Here is a 17,539-nt window from a genome sequence, read left to right as displayed (position 1 = left end):
ATGCCAAGAAGAGAACGAAACCAATTTGTAAAACGAGGGCAAGTCATAGATATCTTAATTGAAGACTATGCTTTTGGTGGAAAAGGCATTGGCCGTATTCGTAATGACCATGGTGAATTTGTTGTTTTTGTACCTAATACATTACCAGGACAATTAGTTAAGACACAGATAAAAAAATCGAGCAAAAAATATGCTGAGGGAAAACTCTTTGAAGTCCTAAAATCTTCTGAAGACGAAGTTGAGATGCCCTTTCAAGATATTCCAGGTGCTCCTTATATGCAATTACCAATTGCAAAACAACATCAATACAAAAAGCAAAGTACACTAGAGCTATTTAAGCGTATAGGAAAAGTTAAAGATATAGAAACTAAATTCGATGAATTTGTAGATTCACCTAATACATTTCATTATAGAAATAAAATGGAATATGGTTTTTCTGCTATCGGATACAATCGCGAACTAAAAACTGATGTTGATGAATTTACACTAGGTTTTAAAAAACGTGGTACTTGGTGGTGCGGCGATAATCTAAATAGCGATTCTGGATTGTTCGATGCTGAATTTGAAAATCAGCTTAAAGACATTAGAGCCTACTGCGAAGCAACAGGATTGGATCCTTGGCATGCACCAAGAAAAGAAGGGTTCTTTAGATATTTTGTTGTTAGAAAATCTTATAAAACGAACAAGCTATTATTCAATTTGGTAACAACATCGTGCGATTTACCAAAGTTCGATTTAAACAAATTTGCCAACTATTTAGTGGAATTATTCGGAGATCGTGTAGCAGGTTTATTGCATACTATTAATGATGAAATTGGTGACAGAACCATTGCTACAACAGGAAGCATAAAACTGGTGTATGGAGATGATAAAATTGTTGAAGAGCTTCTCGACTTGAATTTTGAAATTAGCATGAAAAGCTTTTTTCAGACAAATCCAAAGTGTGCCGAAAAGCTATATTCTAAAGTGGTTGATTATGCACTAGAAAATAAAGAAGCTATTGATAATAGTGTTGTTTTAGATTTATTTTGTGGTACAGGTACCATAGGCCAAATTATTGCCAGCAAAGCTCATAATACAAAAATTGTTGGTGTAGACATCGTGGCTGCCGCTATTGAAGATGCTAAAGAGAATGCCAAGCGGAACAATATAAAAGGCTTAGAGTTTTATGCAGCAGATGTTGGAAAGTTTTTAAACGAACATCCAGAATACACTAATAAAATAAGAACTATTATTTTAGATCCTGCGAGAGCTGGTATAGCGCCAAAAACTCTTAAAAAAATAATAAACCTAAATGCAGAACGTTTGGTTTATGTATCTTGTAATCCTGCAACACAAGCAAGAGATACCGAGCAATTAATGGAAGCAGGTTACGAGATTAAAAAACTAAGTTTGGTCGATCAATTTCCTCACACAGCACATATTGAAACGGTTGTTTTGTTTGAAAAATAATACATGAGAAAACTAAAATTCTTTATTCTATTTATAGCAATTGTACTAATTAATTGCGAACGTGATGATATTTGTGCAGAATCAACACTCACAACATCACGTTTATCGATAGAGTTTTATGATGCCACAAGTCCAGATGATTTAAAAAGTGTCCCAAGATTAACCATTTATGGGGATAGTCCAAATATTTCGATTCCAGATGATGAAGATTCTTCAGGAGCCATTCTAATAGACCCTTTTGAAACTGGGCGCGTGTACAATGCTAATTTAAGCTCTGCTGAATTACCTCTAATAATTGCCAATGAAAATGAAGAAACAACAACACGCTTTATATTAGAAAAAGACACTAATCTGCGTTTAGATACCGACAATACTACAGAATCTAATATTGATATCTTAGAGATTACATACACCACAGAATTTATATATGTATCTAGAGCTTGTGGTTATAAAAGTGTTTTTAATGGTTTAGGTGTCATAGTAGAGAATGATACTGATAATTGGATTAGTAATATAGAAGTTTTAGAAACAACAATAGAAAATGAAAACACAGTTCATGTACGCATCTTTCATTAGAAGTGCTATAATTTTACTGTTGTTTTCTGCAATGGTTAATGCACAACAAGACAAGAAAGAAACTGTTACTGACACCTTAATCTATAAACAAAAGTATGGATTGCGATTAGGTGCAGATATTGGTAAACTTACACGCACATTTTTTGAAGACAACTACTCTGGCTTTGAAATCATGGGAGATTATCGTCTTACAAAAAACATGTACTTGGCTGGTGAAATTGGTAATGAAGAGCGCACAATCGAAAACGAAGTTTTAAATAATACGACCAAAGGAAGTTATTTTAAGGGTGGTATAGATCTTAATTTGTATAAAAACTGGCTAGACATGGAGAACATGATTTATACTGGTTTTAGAGTTGGTGCAAGCTCATTTAGTCAAACACGTAATAGTTATAAGATTTATGATGTTAATAACCAATACTGGGGAGATGATTTGTTCTCGGTACAAGATGGTGAAGAATTTAGTGGTTTAACAGCAATTTGGATAGAACTACAGATTGGACTTAAAGCAGAACTTTTTAACAATTTTTTTGCAGGCATTAATGTACAACTCAAAGGCTTAATTACCGATACCCAACCAACTAATTACGAAAATCTCTACATTCCAGGATTCAACAGAACCTATGACAGTGGGAGAATTGGCGCTGGTTATGGCTTTAATTTATCTTATCTAGTTCCTATTTTTAAGAAAGATAAAATTGTAATTCAAGAAAAAGAAGTTGAAGAATAACCCAATGGCTAAGAAACATATACCCAATTTAACTGCCTAATAAATAAACAAGTCAACAAAATTTCCTATCTTTTCTTTATCAATTAATGCTACATGGATAAAGAAGCAATAGCAGATTTACTAGAAAAAAAACATTCTGAATTAATTATCTGGTTAGAAAATCAACCTGAAGAGTCTTGGACAAAAGGACCAGAAGGGAAATGGACTACTGGACAGCAAGCTTTGCACTTACTTCAAAGTATAAAACCACTTAATGATGCTTTGAGCATGCCTAAGTTTTTATTGCGATTCAAATTCGGGAAAGCTAATAGACCTGTTAGAAATTACGAAGCAATAGTAAACCGTTACCAAGAACGCTTAGAAGATGCCAAAGGTAAAACGTTTAAAGGTTCTCAAAATATGAAGATTCCAAATTTTGAAGACAAACATTATATTTTAAATCGTTTACAAACTGAAAGTAAGAAACTACAATACAAAACTAAAAAGATAAGCGATAAGAATTTAGATACAGTTATATTGCCACATCCTCTTATGGGTAAGATGCCTGTACGTGAAATTATTATGTGGACAGCTCATCATGTAGAGCATCATACTAAAACTTTAAAAGAAAAGTATTGATGTCTCAATATTTCAGATTTTTTTTATAACTTAATAATCTGTAAATCAAAATTTTAATGAAAAATACTACAATTCTGACATTTCTAAGTATTATAGCTTTTTGTCAACTAGCCTTTGGACAAAATGATGTTATCATTGGAAAAATAGATAGTGTTCAATCTGAAATTCTAAATGAAGAAAGAAAAATACTGATTCATGTACCTCCTCTAGCATCAAAAAACTTTCCGGTAATCTATTTATTAGATGGTGATGCGCATTTTACATCTGTTGTTGGTATGGTTGAACAATTAAGTGCAAATAATGTTATTCCAAATATGATAGTTGTTGCGATACCTAATACTAACCGTACTCGCGATCTAACACCTACAAAGGCAGAACCAAGTCCTCCAATGGCTCCTCAAGATTTGGTCTCACAATCTGGTGGTGGTAGAAACTTCTTAAAGTTTATGGAAAAAGAACTATTTCCTTATGTCGAAAAAAATTACCCAACATCTCCATATAGAATGTTTATTGGTCATTCATTTGGAGGATTATTAGTAATGGATGCACTTTACGAAAAGCCAGACTTATTTACGAGTTATATTTCTATTGATCCTTCCATGTGGTGGGATGACAAAAAGTTATTAAATGCCTTTAGCGAAACAAATCTTAAAGACGAAAAGTATAAAAACAAATCACTTTACTTAGGAATAGCTAATACACTCGAGGAAGGTATGGATACAATCTCTGTAAAAAAAGCCAAAGGCCCAATGGTAAGCCATATTAATTCGATATTTGAAACTAGAAATTTATTAAGAAGTTCAGACAAAAGTGCTATTAAGTTTAATTCTAAATATTATGAAAATGACGATCATGGCTCGGCTCCCCTTATAACAACCTATGATGGTCTGAGATTTATTTTTGACTTTTATAAATTTGAAGTTAAGTTTTCTGATGTAATGACGCCAAATTCAGATGTTGTTAATAGAATGAAAGCACATTATTCTAATGTGACAGAAATATTAGGTTATGATAATAAACCTAATGAAAATATGATAAATGGAATGGGCTATCAATTAATGCAAATGGATAAACACGATTTAGCCAAGCAATTTTTTGAAATGAATGTCAACTATTACCCAAAGAGCTTCAATGTTTATGATTCATTAGGTGACTATTATTTAGCTGTTGAAAATAAAGAAAAAGCCAAGGAAAATTTTAAAAAGGCGCTAGCTTTAGAAGAAAATCCGTTTTCTAGAAAAAAATTAGAAGAATTAAAATCTGAGGACTAATTATTTACTTAAATAGTTGAGAACATTTTTATTAATACGACTTTGAATATCAGAAACATCTGCTTTTACAAATGTCTCGCCTGTAATATTTTCATATAACTCAATGTAACGTTCACTTACAGTTTCTATGTATTCATCACTCATATAGGGAACCGTTTGTCCTTCCAAACCTTGAAACTCGTTAGCAATTAACCACTGGCGCACAAATTCTTTAGATAGTTGTTTTTGAGCCTCTCCTCTATCCTGTCGCTCTTGGTAACCATCCTCATAAAAATATCTCGAAGAGTCTGGTGTATGAATTTCGTCAATCAATACAATTTTACCATGTTTTGTTTTTCCAAATTCGTATTTTGTATCTACTAAAATTAAACCGCGTTTTGCAGCGATTTCTGTTCCTCTTTGGAATAGTTTTCTGGTATAATCTTCTAGTACGCTGTAGTCCTCCTCAGAAACGATGCCTCGCTTTATAATATCTTCTCTAGAAATATCTTCGTCATGGTCCCCATGCTCAGCTTTAGTTGCAGGTGTAATAATAGGCTCAGGAAACTTATCATTTTCTTTCATACCATCAGGCATTTCAACTCCACATAACATTCGTCTTCCAGCTTTATACTCGCGTGCCGCATGACCAGACATATAACCACGTATTACCATTTCAACTTTAAAGGGTTCACATAAATGACCAACAGCAACATTAGGATCTGGTGTAGCAACCAACCAATTTGGTACCAAGTCCTCAGTTTCCTTCATCATTTTAGTCGCAATCTGATTTAAGATTTGTCCTTTATAAGGAATACCTTTTGGCATTACCACATCAAAAGCACTCAAACGATCTGTCGCAATCATCACTAATTGCTCATCATTGATGCTATAAACTTCTCTTACTTTTCCTTTATAAACACTTTTCTGGTTTGGAAAGTTAAAATTGGTATCTATTATGGTTTTACTCATATTTCTTAGTCTCTATTCTCAATACTCTTATAAGCCGAAATCACTTTCTTAACTAATTTATGGCGGATTACATCTTTATCATCTAGATAAATCATCCCAATACCATCAATATTCTTTAATACCAAAAGTGCTTCTTTTAGTCCAGAAATAGTACGTCTCGGTAAATCTACTTGACCAGGGTCGCCAGTTAATAAAAACTTAGCGTTTTTGCCCATACGTGTTAAAAACATCTTCATTTGTGCATGGGTTGTATTCTGTCCTTCATCTAAAATCACAAAAGCATTATCTAAGGTACGACCACGCATAAAAGCTAATGGAGCGATTTGTATGACACCTTTTTCGATATAACTCTCTAGTTTTTCAGCAGGAATCATATCGCGTAATGCGTCATATAAAGGTTGCATGTACGGATCTAACTTCTCCTTTAAATCACCAGGTAAGAAACCAAGGTTCTCTCCTGCTTCAACAGCTGGACGTGTTAAGATAATACGTTTTACCTCTTTACTTTTTAAGGCTTGTACCGCTAACGCTACACCAGTATATGTTTTTCCTGTTCCTGCAGGACCAATAGCAAATACCATATCATTTTTGCGCATACTCTCTACCAACTTACGCTGATTTGCAGTTTGTGCCTTAATCAATTTACCACCGACTCCATGAACGATCACTTCTCCGCTTTTTGCAGAGGTATTGTAATCATCACTACTATTACTTGTGAGCACACGCTCTATAACATTTTCATCAAGTTTATTATACTTTCCAAAATGCTTCATCAACATAGTCATTCTATGGTCAAATTCTTCAAGCAAATCTTCATCGCCATAAGCTTTCAATTTATTGCCTCTAGCTACAATTTTAAGCTTTGGAAAATATTTTTTTAGAAGTTCAATATTAGCATTTTGTGGACCGAAGAATTCTTTTGGTGTTATTTCTTCCAGTTCTAGGATAAGTTCGTTCAAAAGCCTGCTTTTTTTAGTATGTTAATCTGTTTTCTTTTCTTAGTTTTGTGAATCACTAGTGTACTCACAAATCTAACAATTTTACGACCATAAATCTTAAAAAAATATCAACAATCTATCCATGGCAATTATCACTTTAACGACTGATTTTGGAGAAAAAGATCACTTTGCAGGAGCCATAAAAGGAGCTGTTTACAGCGAACTTGAGGATATAAGAATTGTAGATATTTCGCATTCGGTGTCACCTTTTAATATTTCTGAAGCAGCTTATATTATTCAAAATGCATATAGTAGTTTTCCAAAAGGAACCATCCATATCATAGGAATTGACTCTGAGTTAAGTCCTGAAAATAAGCATATTGCGATTAAGTTAGACGACCATTACTTTATATGTGCAAACAATGGCATAATGAGTATGATTTGTGCTGAAATTGCTCCAGAAAAGATAGTAGAGATAAATATTCATGATAAAGTACAGACTAGTTTTCCTTCACTAGATATTTTTGTAAAAGTAGCTTGCCACATTGCAAGAGGAGGTACTTTAGAGATTATCGGAAAAGTTATTAACACCATAAAACCAATAAAAAATTTAATACCGTTTGTTAACGACGAACAGAATCAAATTATTGGTACCATTATTTATGTCGATAATTATGGTAATGTAGTAACGAATATTAGGCGCAAGTTTTTTGAAAATGTACAAAAAACTCGAGCCTACGAAATATCTGCTCGTAGTTATAAATTTCAAAAAATATATAATAAGTATAGTGATATCATAGATTTTAATGTTGAAGAATCTAAACGTAATGATGAAGGCAAAGGCTTAGTTGTTTTTAATTCTTCCGAATATTTAGAAATTGCCGTTTACAAAAGCAATTGTACTACAGTCGGTGGAGCCTCTACTTTGATGGGTTTAAAGACGATGGATACTGTAACTATTAATTTTTCTAAATCTTAAGTATTGTTAGTAAGAATTGTAAAAATGAGTTTTGAACCATCTAAGATTGAAGAATTCTTAGCTAATTTTGAAGCTAATAAAATAAAGATTCGCAATTTTGAAGGTTGCAACTTTTTAGAATTATATAGAGATCAGAACAATACCAATATCTTTTTTACTTATAGTTATTGGGATTCTGAAAATGATTTGAATAATTACAGACACTCTAAATTATTTAAAAGTGTTTGGGCAAAAACTAAACCTTTGTTTAATGCTAAGCCCGAAGCTTGGAGTGTGGATAAATTGGTGTGTTTGAATTAAAACTATATCTCGAAAAGCTATGAAGTTTAACTCTCTATCAGAAAATGAATAAAATAATACTAACTATACTGCTATCAATTTTCGTTACAACAAATAGTGTAGCTTGTACTTGTATAGTTATCAATGAATCTCTTTCTAAGAAAGTAATTAAATCATTCAACCAATCAGATTTTATTTTAACTGGAAAAGTCATTTCGAAAGAAGACAAAAGAAGCAGTGATAAATCTCAGTCTTCATTTGATCCAATTATTTATAGATTCGAAATCAAAAATATTATCAAAGGCAACATAAATACTCGTATTGTTGCTATTGCTTCCCCAAGAGATGGTTCTAGCTGTGGTTACAGTTTTGAAATTGGCAAATCTTATCTAGTTTATGGAAGAGAATCTGAACAATTTTCATCAATAACTAAAAATAAACTAGACTTTGTTAGTAGTCTTTGTGATAGAAATCAGAAACTAAAGATTGTAAAGAAGAGAGAATTAAGAAAATTAAAAAGACTGGCTAAACAAAATTTAAAAAAATAATATGTTTGCAATCCTAAAAAAAGAAATAAACACCTTCTTCGCCTCGCCAATTGGTTATTTGGTCATTGGTGTGTTTTTATTACTTAATGGACTCTTTTTATGGGTTTTTAAAGGCGAATTCAATATTTTAGACAATGGTTTAGCAAGCTTATCATCATTCTTTTTATTAGCACCTTGGATTCTTATTTTCCTAGTTCCTGCAGTAACTATGCGCAGTTTTAGTGATGAAAAAAAACAAGGTACTTTGGAGTTGTTAGTCACAAAGCCAATATCTCACTTTCAGATTGTGTTAGGTAAATATTTTGGCGCTTTTGTCCTTATTATAATGGCTCTAATTCCCACCTTATTATATGTTTATACAGTTTCCCAATTAGGGAACCCAGAAGGAAATTTGGATATGGGAAGTACTATTGGTTCTTATTTTGGATTGTTGTTTTTGGTCGCAGCTTACACAGCAATTGGTGTGTTTGCTTCTACCCTTTCTGATAATCAGATCGTAGCATTTATTATTGCAGTATTTATCTGTTTCTTTTTGTATTTCGGTTTTGAAGGTTTATCGAACTACAATGTTTTTGGTGACCTCTTTTATATGGAAAATCTGGGCATGGCTGCTCATTATAATAGTATGAGTAGAGGCGTAATAGACACTAGAGATTTAGTTTACTTTATAAGTATAACTCTGGCCTTTTTAGTATTCACTAAATTTAGAATTCAAAAACAATAACGATGATTATTACTCCTTTGTTAGTCATATTTATGGTAGTTGTTTTTGTACTACTGTTTTTGTTTTTGAATACGGTTGATAAACGCAAATGGCTATCGGCTTTAATAAGTTTAGTATTAACGCCTTTTGTGTATTTCTATATGTTTTATCCTTTTGTAAATATTTTAAGTAACTATCATCATCAAAAGTACTTTGATAGTGAGGCTTGGATAGAAAAGCCCTCATTGCGTTATGAGATGATAGACAGTACTATTGAATCAGATACTCTAATTAGTGCTTCAAAAGAGAAAATAGTTAGTCTTTTAGGGAAAGAGGAATGGCTTTCATGGGATGATGCAAAAAAAGCACACGATAATAACAGATGGAATTATGCCCTTGGTATAGAACCTGGTGCATTCAATGACAAAAAAGACTGTGTTGAAATAACCTTTAAAAATGATAAGGTGATTTCAATTAAAACTTATCAAGAAGAAATAATATTTGAGAATGAAGAAGAATAAAGCTATAATTTACATACTTGCTGTTATTGTTGGGTTAATTATCGTTAACACTATTGCTAGCAAAGTTTATCAACGTTTTGATTTAACTAAGGATAATCGCTATACACTTTCAGACACTTCAAAATCATTAATAAAAGATTTAGATTCTCCATTAATCATCGATGTATTTTTAGAGGGTGATTTTCCTTCAGAGTTCCGATTGCTTAAAACGGAAGTGAAACTAATTATAGAAGAATTTCAATTAGAAACCGATCAAATTCTTATCAATTACATCAATCCTATTGAAGACGAAAATACGCGTCAACAATACATTGAAGAGTTAACCAAACAAGGATTAGAACCTTACATCAACAACGACAATAGTACAGGTAAGGTAACACAAGACATTATTTTTCCTTGGGCTTATGCAAGCTATAAAGATCAGAGAGTTAAAATTCCACTTTTAAAACGAAGTATTACACTAGGTCTGCAAGAACAAATCAATAATTCAGTACAAGCCTTGGAATATGCTTTTGCTGACGGATTTAGCAAACTAGTAAATACTAAAGCGAAAAAGATTGCCATTTTAAAAGGTAATGGCGAATTAGATGATCTCTACATTGCTGACTTTCTAAAAACAATGCAACCTTATTACAACTTAGGTCAGTTTACCTTAGATAGTGTTGCAACTAATGCTCAAGGCACTTTAAATAACTTAAAACAATATGATTTAATTGTAGCTGCCAAGCCAAGTGTACCATTTTCTGAAAACGAAAAATTAGTTCTAGACCAATATACCATGTCAGGCGGAAAAAGTCTTTGGCTTACGGAATCTGTAATAATGGACAAAGACAGTCTTTACAATGATGCTGGAACTAGTGTTTCCATTATGAGAGATTTAAAACTCAATGACTTTTTCTTTAAATATGGTTTTAGAGTTAATCCTACTTTGGTGAAAGATTTATACTCTTCTCCTATAATGTTAGCAATCGGTGAAGGGAGCCAAGCACAAATGCAGCCAATTCAATGGCAATACTCTCCTTTGGCTGCTTCAAATCCTAAGCATCCAATAACTAAGAATTTGAACTTAGTAAAATTCGATTTTGCAAGTCCGATTGACACTTTAAAAAACGATATAGAAAAAACAATCTTGCTTCAGAGTTCACCAAAATCAAAGCTAGAAGGTGCTCCAACAACAATTTCTTTGGCAGATGTCACTAAAGCGCCAGATGAAAGTACTTATAACTTAGGCCCTCAGAATTTAGCAATTTTGCTAGAAGGTGAATTTACTTCTGTTTATGACAAGCGTATATTACCATTTAATGTCTCTAATTTTCAAGCTAAGAGTAAGCCTACTAAAATGGTTATCATTTCAGATGGAGATATCATTAAGAATGAAGTCGTTAGAAACAGACCTTTGGAATTAGGTTTTGACCAACTAACAGGAAAATCTTTTGGGAACAAAGAATTTCTTTTAAATACAGTTAATTATCTTTTAGATGATGCTGATACAGGACTTATAAACATTAGAGCTAAAGAAATCAACATTGCGTTTTTAGATTCTGATAAAATAAAAGAAAATAAAGGTCAATGGCAACTTATAAATATTGCTTTACCATTAGCTATACTTGCGCTTTTTGGTTTTGTTTTTAATTACTTTAGAAAGAAAAAGTACACTTAGTTGATTTAAGTCTTTACTGCTTCTGGATTACCACTTTGATAGAAAAAATTTGTTAATAAGTTTGTTTTATTAAACCCATCTATTGAGATATATTTGTAAGACAAACCAAAAGTAAACACACATATATATTCAGCATGAAATTTATTGTTTCAAGTACATATTTATTAAAGCAACTTCAAGTACTAGGAGGTGTGATTAATAATAGCAATACGCTTCCTATTTTAGATAATTTCTTATTCGAACTTAGCAAATCAAAATTAACGATTTCTGCAAGTGATTTAGAAACAACAATGTCTTCTACGATTGATGTAGAAAGTGATTCTGAAGGTAATATAGCACTTCCTGCAAGACTGCTTTTAGATACTTTAAAGACGTTTCCTGAGCAGCCTTTAACCTTTGTTGTTGAAGAAAATAATACAGTTGAAATTAGCTCTAATCATGGTAAATATGCTTTGGCATATGCTGATGGTGCTGAGTTCCCAAATGCTGTATCTATTGAAGATGCTAGCAAAACAAATATCTCTGGAGATATTTTGGCTACTGCTATTAGCAAAACAATTTTTGCTGCAGGCAATGATGATTTAAGACCTGTTATGAGTGGTGTATTCTTTCAGTTTTCTCAAGATAATTTAACATTTGTAGCTACTGATGCTCATAAATTGGTTAAATACACAAGAAATGATGTTAGTGCTACTGAGACAGCAGAATTCATAATGCCAAAGAAACCTTTAAATCTTTTAAAAGGTATTTTAGCAGGAAGCGATGATGATGTATTAGTAGAATACAACGAATCTAATGCAAAGTTTACGTTTGAAAACTCAGAATTGATTTGTCGCTTAATCGATGGAAAATATCCAAATTATGAAGCTGTAATTCCTAAAGAGAATCCTAATAAATTGGTGATTGACAGAACCCAGTTTTTGAATTCTGTACGTCGTGTTAGCATTTTCTCTAACAAAACAACACATCAAATACGTTTAAAAATAGCTGGTGCAGAATTAAATATCTCTGCCGAAGATATTGACTATTCTAACAAAGCCGAAGAACGTTTAACCTGTGATTACCAAGGTGATGATATGCAAATTGGCTTTAACTCTCGTTTCTTAACAGAAATGATTAACAACCTAAGCTCAGATAACGTACAGTTAGAAATGAGTTTACCAAACAGAGCAGGTATTCTAACACCAATTGATGGTCTAGATGAAGGCGAGCACGTGACTATGCTAGTTATGCCTGTGATGCTCAACAATTAGTAGAGATTCTTGCAATTTTTCTCAACATAAAAAAGGCTCACCTATTGGTGAGCCTTTTCATTTCCATTTCTTTAATAACTAACTAACAAAATTAAGAGATAATGGATAGCTAGGTAATTCTCCATTACTAGCTTTTATGGCGTTTACTATTGGCATTACAAATGCTAAGATTCCTACAAGTATCAGGGTTAAAATTCCTAATCCAAAAACAAGAATTAAAGGAACACTTAGAATTGAATATACTATAATGCTTAACTGAAAATTTAATATAGATTTTCCATGAGCATCCATAGATTCTACCCTATCTTTTTGTGTTACCCAAATGATTAGAGGTACAATCAGTCCACCAAAACCTGTAACATAGGTTAGTAATTGAGATAAATGTGTAATTACTAACAATTGATTGTCTGTGCGTTTAAGCGTGTGATAATTTGATTCCATGATTAATGATTTTACACTAATATGACGCAAATTGTTTTTAAATGTTACAATTAAAACAAAAATATATGTCTAAATTTAATAGCCAATAACTTTATATAAACAGAAGTTGCGTTCCTTCTTGATCTGCACGACTATAAAAGTCACCAATGGTTAAAATACCATCTAAGTCATCAATAAGATCTTCTTCTTTTAAATGGAACATATCTACAGCCAATTTACAAGCCCAAAGCTTACAACCAGAATCAGAAAGAATTTCTAAAAACTCACCAATTGGTGGCATATCGAGTTTTTCCATTTCTTTTTTCATCATTTTTGTGGCTAATGCTTCTACTCCAGGTAAGCCACCAAGCATAGTTGGTATATGCATTCCTGGGTTTCCAACGGTAGCAACATGTAAATGCTCTAGTTTTTTCTTTTGAATGGCTTCTAGTCCAAAAAAGGTGAAAAATATTTCAGATTCTATACCTTCCATTCGTGCACCATTGGCCATTACAAAAGCTGCATATGCGTTTTCAATTGTTGCTTTAGATAGTATAAAAAGCATCTTTTTTACTTTCGTGCTCATAATTTCTATGTTTTTAATTCTTGATTAGTTTAAATACAACTTTTGGGTTTTGGGATACCTGCAATCAATGTTGACTTCTTTAAAGGGCCACCAGGAAACAACGCGTAAAATTCTTTAATGTTTATAACGCCACTTTTTTTGATACCCCTTATTGACAATGGTTCTTCTTTGTGATGCTTATCCTGAAGGTACTCAACAACTTCCCAGTGTTTTTCGGTCATAACAACGTTACATTCACCTGCAATACATTCACAGACTTCACGGTCCCATTGCTTAAAATCTACTAAGTAGCCTTCTTCATTAACATCGATTTCTCTATTTGCAATTAACTTTTTCATGATTTCTAAATTTTATAATTAGTTTTATTTTACTTCTTCAAAATGTTTTCCTTTTTCTGACATCGTAGCAGATACAAAAGGAATTGAAATTCCTTTTATGAGCATGTTCCAATAGATCCAACGGAACGCCATTTTACCCATATGATTCATTCGGCTTTCTTTTAATAAGTTTAAGGGTCCTATTCCAGGAAAAGGGAATGTACCTTCTACAGGTTCGTGGTTATAATTAAAATCGATTAATAAGGCTTTCCCACCACCTGTTTCTATAAAACAGTTGGCATGCCCATCAAACTCTTCTTTTAAAGGTTCTCCATTAATGTAGCGAAGAATATTATCTTCTAAAATTTCAGCTTCAAAATGCGCTACAGATCCGGCTTTAGATGCTGGTAAATTAGTAGCATCACCAATGGCGAAAATATTCTCATAATTCTTGGTTTGGAGTGTAGCTTTATGAGTTGGTACAAAGTTTAAATCGTCTCCCATCCCAGAACGTTCAATAAGTGCATCACCCATATTGGTAGGAACAGTTACCAATAAATCATAGTCTACTTCAGTATCGGCATAATCGATGATTTTATTGTTTTCATAATCTACACGCTCAATATTAAAATCGGTTACTTCTTTTATTCCTTTTTCTTCTAATAAATGATGAAGTGCTTTCGTAGCTTTTGGTTTTGTAAATGCGCCACCTAAGGGCGTTACGTAAGTGATATCCACTTTATCTCGTATACCTTTATTTTTGAAATAAGAATCTGCTAAAAACGCAAACTCTAAAGGCGCTACAGGACATTTAATTGGCATTTCAGTTATATGAACAACAAGTTTCCCGCCTTCCCATTCTCTTAATTTATTACGTAATGCTTTCGCTCCTTCGTAAGTATAAAAATCGAAGATACTTTTATGCCATTCTGGTCCAAACATCCCTTCAATTTCTTCAGGTGCAATCTTTGTACCAGTTGCTATAATTAAAATATCATAGTTTAAAGCTTCTCCATTTTCAAGTTCTACTTTATTGGCTTCAGGAATAATAAGTTCTATCTTTTTTTGGATATAGTTTACTCCTTTAGGTATAAACTTTTTGCCATTCTTTTTTACTTGACTTGTAGTATAGATATCAAAAGGTAAGAATAAAAAACCTGGTTGATAATAATGTGTCTTGTATTGGTCAACAACGGTAATTTGCCACTCTTTTTTTGGAAGTTTTTTTATCATATGGTTGGCCATCATCGTTCCTGCTGTACCTGCTCCTAATATTACTAAATTTTTCATCTCTTAGATATTTAAATGTTCGTCTTTAAAGACTTAACAGTTTAATGCATAACAAAGTTACTCGTAATGTTAACGAACTTTCATGATTTTTGTCATATGCTATTGTAACATTAGTCACACTAGCGTAAAATACTCATTTTCAGATTTTTAAACCTATTTCAGTCCAACTTCACTGAGTCGGTTTTTCATCTATGATAAATGTCATCTTTATCTATTTATTAAGCACTTAATTTTGTTATAGCTTACAATAAATCAACATGACATGAGCTAGTATTTTTTACTTAATTAAGTTAGAATTATTTGCAAAATGTTTTAAAAACTATAATTATGAAAACAACTTTTCTAAAATTATTCGTTTTACTATTTTCCACCGCCTTATTCTCCCAAGCAGGACATATTATGCAAGGCGTTGGTTCTGTAAACATGTCTATGGGTGGAGCAGCAACTGCGCAGCCATTAGATATTTCTGGTGCATTGCATTGGAATCCGGCAGCCTTATCAACCTTCAATGATAAAATCATTCGGTTTGATATTGGTTTATTCTTTTCATCACCAGAATTGAGCTCTAGTTTACCTTCGGGAGCCTTATGGCAAGCTGGAGATTTTGGGCCAGGTTCACCGGCATCACCTTCTGTATTTGGCTCTACTAAAGATGATCGTGGTCTTTCTCCAATGCCAGCTTTAGCAATGGTTTGGGGAAAAGAGGACAGTAAACATACTTTTGGTGCATCAGCCTTTGGGATTAGTGGTTTTGGTGTTACTTTCCCACAAGAAACTAATCTACCAATGGACGAATTAGGTAATCCTAATATGAATTGGAATCCAAATAATTCTAACCCTATCAATTGGCCGCAAAGTCTTAGAGGGTTTGGCCATATAGAATCCGATTATATGTTACTACAAGTTAGTGGAACGTGGGCATATGAAATCACTTCAAATTTATCTATAGGTATACAACCTAATATAAATTATGCAGCTTTAGAGTTAGCACCTAATCCATTGGCTTCACCAGATTTTCCTCCAGAAATGGGTGGAACTGGTAAAGGTTATCCAACATCTGATAAGGCTTCTGCCATTGGATATGGAGCACAATTTGGAATATTCTATGATTCTGGGAATGGTATAAAATTAGGAGCATCTTATAAAACAGCTCAGACATTTCAAGAGTTTGAATTTAATAACACCTATTTAGATGGTAGTGCAGCACCAAATGTTAATTTTCAAATGGATTATCCAGCAATAATGTCTTTAGGATTAGGATATTCTGCTGGTCAGATAGACTTTGCATTAGATTTTAGACGCGTAATGTATGAAGATACTGAAGGATTTGAGGCCAGTGGATGGGAATTTGCTGATAATGGCTTCCCAACGGGCGCGGTTAATGGTTTTGGTTGGAAAAATATGTCCATAATTTCGGCAGGTCTTCAATATAAAGGAATAAACAAATTACCATTACGTATTGGCTATACCTATAGTTCTAATCCTATTGATGAAGATTTAGCTTTTTTCTCTACTCCAGCAACAGCAATTATCAAAAATGCTTATCAATTTGGTTTAAGCTATGAGATAAATGACACTTGGAGATTTGATAGTGTTTATCACTATGGAACAAGTGGTGATGCAACACAAGGACAAATCCTGGATCCTAGCCAAATTTCACCTAACAACCCCTTAGGTGCTATACCAGGCACAACAGTATCCTATGACATGACAACATCTATGATAATGGTTGGATTAAATTATACATTCAATAAAAAGATTGATAACTAAAAAGTTTCTATTGACGTTTTAATTTTATGTATCAGTCTTTGCAACGTGTGGCAATGTAAACTACGAATAATTAAAGTTTGCATTGCCATATTCGTTATAACATAATGAATTTGAAAAAACTAATTTATAGAACAATTACCTCCCTCTTTTTTTACACCTACCTTGATCAATATGGTTTCCAATAAACACCATTTTGTAAATGCTGACTGTATTAAATTAACTCCAATAAATACAGTAAACCAAATCCAATTCTGATTTACGTAATACGTCAATGCAACACTTAATAATACCATTGTACCGACAATAACTCTAAAATATGTATTTAACATTTCAATTTATCTTTAAGTTTATATAAATTTTTCAATAGGCACCACAACAGCCTTTAAAGGATTGTTAGTTTCTAAATTTGCATTAAATTCTTTCACTAAACGGAATAAGTCATCAATGTGCTTTTCATCTGTAAAAGAAAAAAACAAGTTGGACTCATTACCACCTTTAACACCAGAAAACCAACTGGAAGCTGATAGAATTGAAGATCCAATTTTATATCCATCAATATCTGAAGTGCTAAAGTTTTCAATATTTGCTTGTTTAAAAAGTTTCAAAACCTCTTTCTGAAACTCTTCAACTGCTGTAACTATGATTAATTTCATTTTTTTTATGATTTTTGTCAGTTC

The 17,539-nt window shown here is 32.6% G+C and carries 21 protein-coding genes; 13 read left to right on the top strand and 8 right to left on the bottom strand.

Translation table 11 applies throughout. The features are described 5' to 3' along the window. The 5 genes from rlmD to Q0822_RS14005 all read left to right on the top strand — a co-directional run bounded on the left by rlmD (window position 1) and on the right by Q0822_RS14005 (window position 4,647). Window positions 1-1,452 carry a 23S rRNA (uracil(1939)-C(5))-methyltransferase RlmD gene (gene rlmD / locus Q0822_RS14025; RefSeq protein WP_299124715.1) on the top strand — a complete coding sequence of 484 codons (1,452 nt, stop codon included), beginning with the start codon at window positions 1-3 and terminating at the stop codon, window positions 1,450-1,452. 3 nt (window positions 1,453-1,455) lie between these two features. Further along, window positions 1,456-2,028, top strand: a complete 573-nt coding sequence (locus Q0822_RS14020) for a DUF6452 family protein (protein ID WP_299124713.1) — start codon at window positions 1,456-1,458, stop codon at window positions 2,026-2,028. After that, complete coding sequence (locus tag Q0822_RS14015) at window positions 1,994-2,758, top strand: DUF6048 family protein (protein WP_299124712.1); 765 nt, start codon at window positions 1,994-1,996, stop codon at window positions 2,756-2,758. The genes Q0822_RS14020 and Q0822_RS14015 overlap by 35 nt, the downstream gene beginning before the upstream one ends. Before the next feature lie 93 nt (window positions 2,759-2,851). Further along, window positions 2,852-3,376, top strand: coding sequence for a DinB family protein (locus tag Q0822_RS14010; RefSeq protein ID WP_299124710.1), 525 nt, complete (start codon window positions 2,852-2,854; stop codon window positions 3,374-3,376). Between the two features lie 56 nt (window positions 3,377-3,432). Continuing rightward, the gene (locus tag Q0822_RS14005; protein ID WP_299124708.1) at window positions 3,433-4,647 is read left to right on the top strand and encodes an alpha/beta hydrolase-fold protein; all 1,215 of its coding nucleotides are present in this window, start codon (window positions 3,433-3,435) and stop codon (window positions 4,645-4,647) included. Here the strand turns inward: Q0822_RS14005 and Q0822_RS14000 are convergent, their stop codons facing one another. Then, window positions 4,648-5,598 carry a phosphoribosylaminoimidazolesuccinocarboxamide synthase gene (locus tag Q0822_RS14000; protein WP_299124706.1) on the bottom strand — a complete coding sequence of 317 codons (951 nt, stop codon included), beginning with the start codon at window positions 5,596-5,598 and terminating at the stop codon, window positions 4,648-4,650. A 5-nt stretch (window positions 5,599-5,603) separates the two neighbouring features. Then, entirely contained in the window at window positions 5,604-6,557 is a 954-nt protein-coding gene (locus Q0822_RS13995; protein WP_299124703.1) for a PhoH family protein, read from the bottom strand. A gap of 121 nt (window positions 6,558-6,678) precedes the next feature. Between Q0822_RS13995 and Q0822_RS13990 the strand changes: the two genes are divergently transcribed. The 7 genes from Q0822_RS13990 to dnaN all read left to right on the top strand — a co-directional run bounded on the left by Q0822_RS13990 (window position 6,679) and on the right by dnaN (window position 12,479). Further along, window positions 6,679-7,515 (top strand): SAM-dependent chlorinase/fluorinase, encoded by an 837-nt coding sequence (locus tag Q0822_RS13990; RefSeq protein WP_299124701.1) that lies wholly within the window; start codon window positions 6,679-6,681, stop codon window positions 7,513-7,515. A gap of 3 nt (window positions 7,516-7,518) precedes the next feature. Further along, window positions 7,519-7,815 (top strand): antibiotic biosynthesis monooxygenase family protein, encoded by a 297-nt coding sequence (locus tag Q0822_RS13985; RefSeq protein WP_299124700.1) that lies wholly within the window; start codon window positions 7,519-7,521, stop codon window positions 7,813-7,815. Window positions 7,816-7,859: 44 nt separating this feature from the next. Then, on the top strand, window positions 7,860-8,342 hold the full coding sequence (locus Q0822_RS13980) for a hypothetical protein (RefSeq protein WP_299124698.1): 483 nt from the start codon (window positions 7,860-7,862) through the stop codon (window positions 8,340-8,342). A gap of 1 nt (window position 8,343) precedes the next feature. Then, window positions 8,344-9,066 carry a gliding motility-associated ABC transporter permease subunit GldF gene (gldF, locus tag Q0822_RS13975; protein ID WP_299124696.1) on the top strand — a complete coding sequence of 241 codons (723 nt, stop codon included), beginning with the start codon at window positions 8,344-8,346 and terminating at the stop codon, window positions 9,064-9,066. A 2-nt stretch (window positions 9,067-9,068) separates the two neighbouring features. Continuing rightward, window positions 9,069-9,566 carry a hypothetical protein gene (locus Q0822_RS13970; protein WP_299124694.1) on the top strand — a complete coding sequence of 166 codons (498 nt, stop codon included), beginning with the start codon at window positions 9,069-9,071 and terminating at the stop codon, window positions 9,564-9,566. After that, window positions 9,553-11,226: a gliding motility-associated ABC transporter substrate-binding protein GldG gene (gldG, locus tag Q0822_RS13965; protein ID WP_299124693.1), complete on the top strand. Its 1,674-nt coding sequence runs from the start codon at window positions 9,553-9,555 to the stop codon at window positions 11,224-11,226. The genes Q0822_RS13970 and gldG overlap by 14 nt, the downstream gene beginning before the upstream one ends. 134 nt (window positions 11,227-11,360) lie before the next feature. Continuing rightward, complete coding sequence (gene dnaN, locus Q0822_RS13960; protein ID WP_299124691.1) at window positions 11,361-12,479, top strand: DNA polymerase III subunit beta; 1,119 nt, start codon at window positions 11,361-11,363, stop codon at window positions 12,477-12,479. Between the two features lie 78 nt (window positions 12,480-12,557). Here dnaN and Q0822_RS13955 read toward each other — a convergent pair whose 3' ends face one another. From Q0822_RS13955 to Q0822_RS13940, 4 genes are all read right to left on the bottom strand, one after another. Next, complete coding sequence (locus tag Q0822_RS13955) at window positions 12,558-12,920, bottom strand: DUF4870 domain-containing protein (protein ID WP_299124690.1); 363 nt, start codon at window positions 12,918-12,920, stop codon at window positions 12,558-12,560. A 91-nt stretch (window positions 12,921-13,011) separates the two neighbouring features. Then, window positions 13,012-13,485 carry a DsrE/DsrF/DrsH-like family protein gene (locus tag Q0822_RS13950; RefSeq protein ID WP_299124688.1) on the bottom strand — a complete coding sequence of 158 codons (474 nt, stop codon included), beginning with the start codon at window positions 13,483-13,485 and terminating at the stop codon, window positions 13,012-13,014. A gap of 29 nt (window positions 13,486-13,514) precedes the next feature. Continuing rightward, window positions 13,515-13,823, bottom strand: coding sequence for a TusE/DsrC/DsvC family sulfur relay protein (locus Q0822_RS13945; protein ID WP_299124687.1), 309 nt, complete (start codon window positions 13,821-13,823; stop codon window positions 13,515-13,517). A gap of 24 nt (window positions 13,824-13,847) precedes the next feature. Beyond that, window positions 13,848-15,092 carry an FAD/NAD(P)-binding oxidoreductase gene (locus tag Q0822_RS13940; RefSeq protein ID WP_299124685.1) on the bottom strand — a complete coding sequence of 415 codons (1,245 nt, stop codon included), beginning with the start codon at window positions 15,090-15,092 and terminating at the stop codon, window positions 13,848-13,850. Window positions 15,093-15,419: 327 nt separating this feature from the next. Between Q0822_RS13940 and Q0822_RS13935 the strand changes: the two genes are divergently transcribed. Then, window positions 15,420-16,862 (top strand): outer membrane protein transport protein, encoded by a 1,443-nt coding sequence (locus Q0822_RS13935; RefSeq protein WP_299124684.1) that lies wholly within the window; start codon window positions 15,420-15,422, stop codon window positions 16,860-16,862. A gap of 119 nt (window positions 16,863-16,981) precedes the next feature. On the opposite strand, the gene Q0822_RS13930 is transcribed toward Q0822_RS13935, so the two are convergent. Both Q0822_RS13930 and Q0822_RS13925 read right to left on the bottom strand, forming a co-directional pair. Further along, on the bottom strand, window positions 16,982-17,191 hold the full coding sequence (locus Q0822_RS13930; RefSeq protein WP_299124683.1) for a DUF2892 domain-containing protein: 210 nt from the start codon (window positions 17,189-17,191) through the stop codon (window positions 16,982-16,984). Window positions 17,192-17,209: 18 nt separating this feature from the next. Beyond that, entirely contained in the window at window positions 17,210-17,515 is a 306-nt protein-coding gene (locus tag Q0822_RS13925; RefSeq protein ID WP_299124682.1) for a hypothetical protein, read from the bottom strand. Window positions 17,516-17,539 lie beyond the last annotated feature (24 nt).

This window comes from uncultured Winogradskyella sp. (genome assembly GCF_947496485.1).
Lineage (GTDB): Bacteria > Bacteroidota > Bacteroidia > Flavobacteriales > Flavobacteriaceae > Winogradskyella.
This window is presented reverse-complemented; position numbering and strand designations above follow the sequence as displayed.

Bases quoted from the DNA above. Each gene is read 5' to 3' on its own strand.
- rlmD (WP_299124715.1), top strand. From the start codon at position 1: ATGCCAAGAAGAGAACGAAACCAATTTGTAAAACGAGGGCAAGTCATA.
- Q0822_RS14020 (WP_299124713.1), top strand. From the start codon at position 1,456: ATGAGAAAACTAAAATTCTTTATTCTATTTATAGCAATTGTACTAATT.
- Q0822_RS14015 (WP_299124712.1), top strand. From the start codon at position 1,994: ATGAAAACACAGTTCATGTACGCATCTTTCATTAGAAGTGCTATAATT.
- Q0822_RS14010 (WP_299124710.1), top strand. From the start codon at position 2,852: ATGGATAAAGAAGCAATAGCAGATTTACTAGAAAAAAAACATTCTGAA.
- Q0822_RS14005 (WP_299124708.1), top strand. From the start codon at position 3,433: ATGAAAAATACTACAATTCTGACATTTCTAAGTATTATAGCTTTTTGT.
- Q0822_RS14000 (WP_299124706.1), bottom strand. From the start codon at position 5,598: ATGAGTAAAACCATAATAGATACCAATTTTAACTTTCCAAACCAGAAA.
- Q0822_RS13990 (WP_299124701.1), top strand. From the start codon at position 6,679: ATGGCAATTATCACTTTAACGACTGATTTTGGAGAAAAAGATCACTTT.
- Q0822_RS13980 (WP_299124698.1), top strand. From the start codon at position 7,860: ATGAATAAAATAATACTAACTATACTGCTATCAATTTTCGTTACAACA.
- gldF (WP_299124696.1), top strand. From the start codon at position 8,344: ATGTTTGCAATCCTAAAAAAAGAAATAAACACCTTCTTCGCCTCGCCA.
- Q0822_RS13970 (WP_299124694.1), top strand. From the start codon at position 9,069: ATGATTATTACTCCTTTGTTAGTCATATTTATGGTAGTTGTTTTTGTA.
- gldG (WP_299124693.1), top strand. From the start codon at position 9,553: ATGAAGAAGAATAAAGCTATAATTTACATACTTGCTGTTATTGTTGGG.
- dnaN (WP_299124691.1), top strand. From the start codon at position 11,361: ATGAAATTTATTGTTTCAAGTACATATTTATTAAAGCAACTTCAAGTA.
- Q0822_RS13955 (WP_299124690.1), bottom strand. From the start codon at position 12,920: ATGGAATCAAATTATCACACGCTTAAACGCACAGACAATCAATTGTTA.
- Q0822_RS13950 (WP_299124688.1), bottom strand. From the start codon at position 13,485: ATGAGCACGAAAGTAAAAAAGATGCTTTTTATACTATCTAAAGCAACA.
- Q0822_RS13945 (WP_299124687.1), bottom strand. From the start codon at position 13,823: ATGAAAAAGTTAATTGCAAATAGAGAAATCGATGTTAATGAAGAAGGC.
- Q0822_RS13940 (WP_299124685.1), bottom strand. From the start codon at position 15,092: ATGAAAAATTTAGTAATATTAGGAGCAGGTACAGCAGGAACGATGATG.
- Q0822_RS13935 (WP_299124684.1), top strand. From the start codon at position 15,420: ATGAAAACAACTTTTCTAAAATTATTCGTTTTACTATTTTCCACCGCC.
- Q0822_RS13930 (WP_299124683.1), bottom strand. From the start codon at position 17,191: ATGTTAAATACATATTTTAGAGTTATTGTCGGTACAATGGTATTATTA.
- Q0822_RS13925 (WP_299124682.1), bottom strand. From the start codon at position 17,515: ATGAAATTAATCATAGTTACAGCAGTTGAAGAGTTTCAGAAAGAGGTT.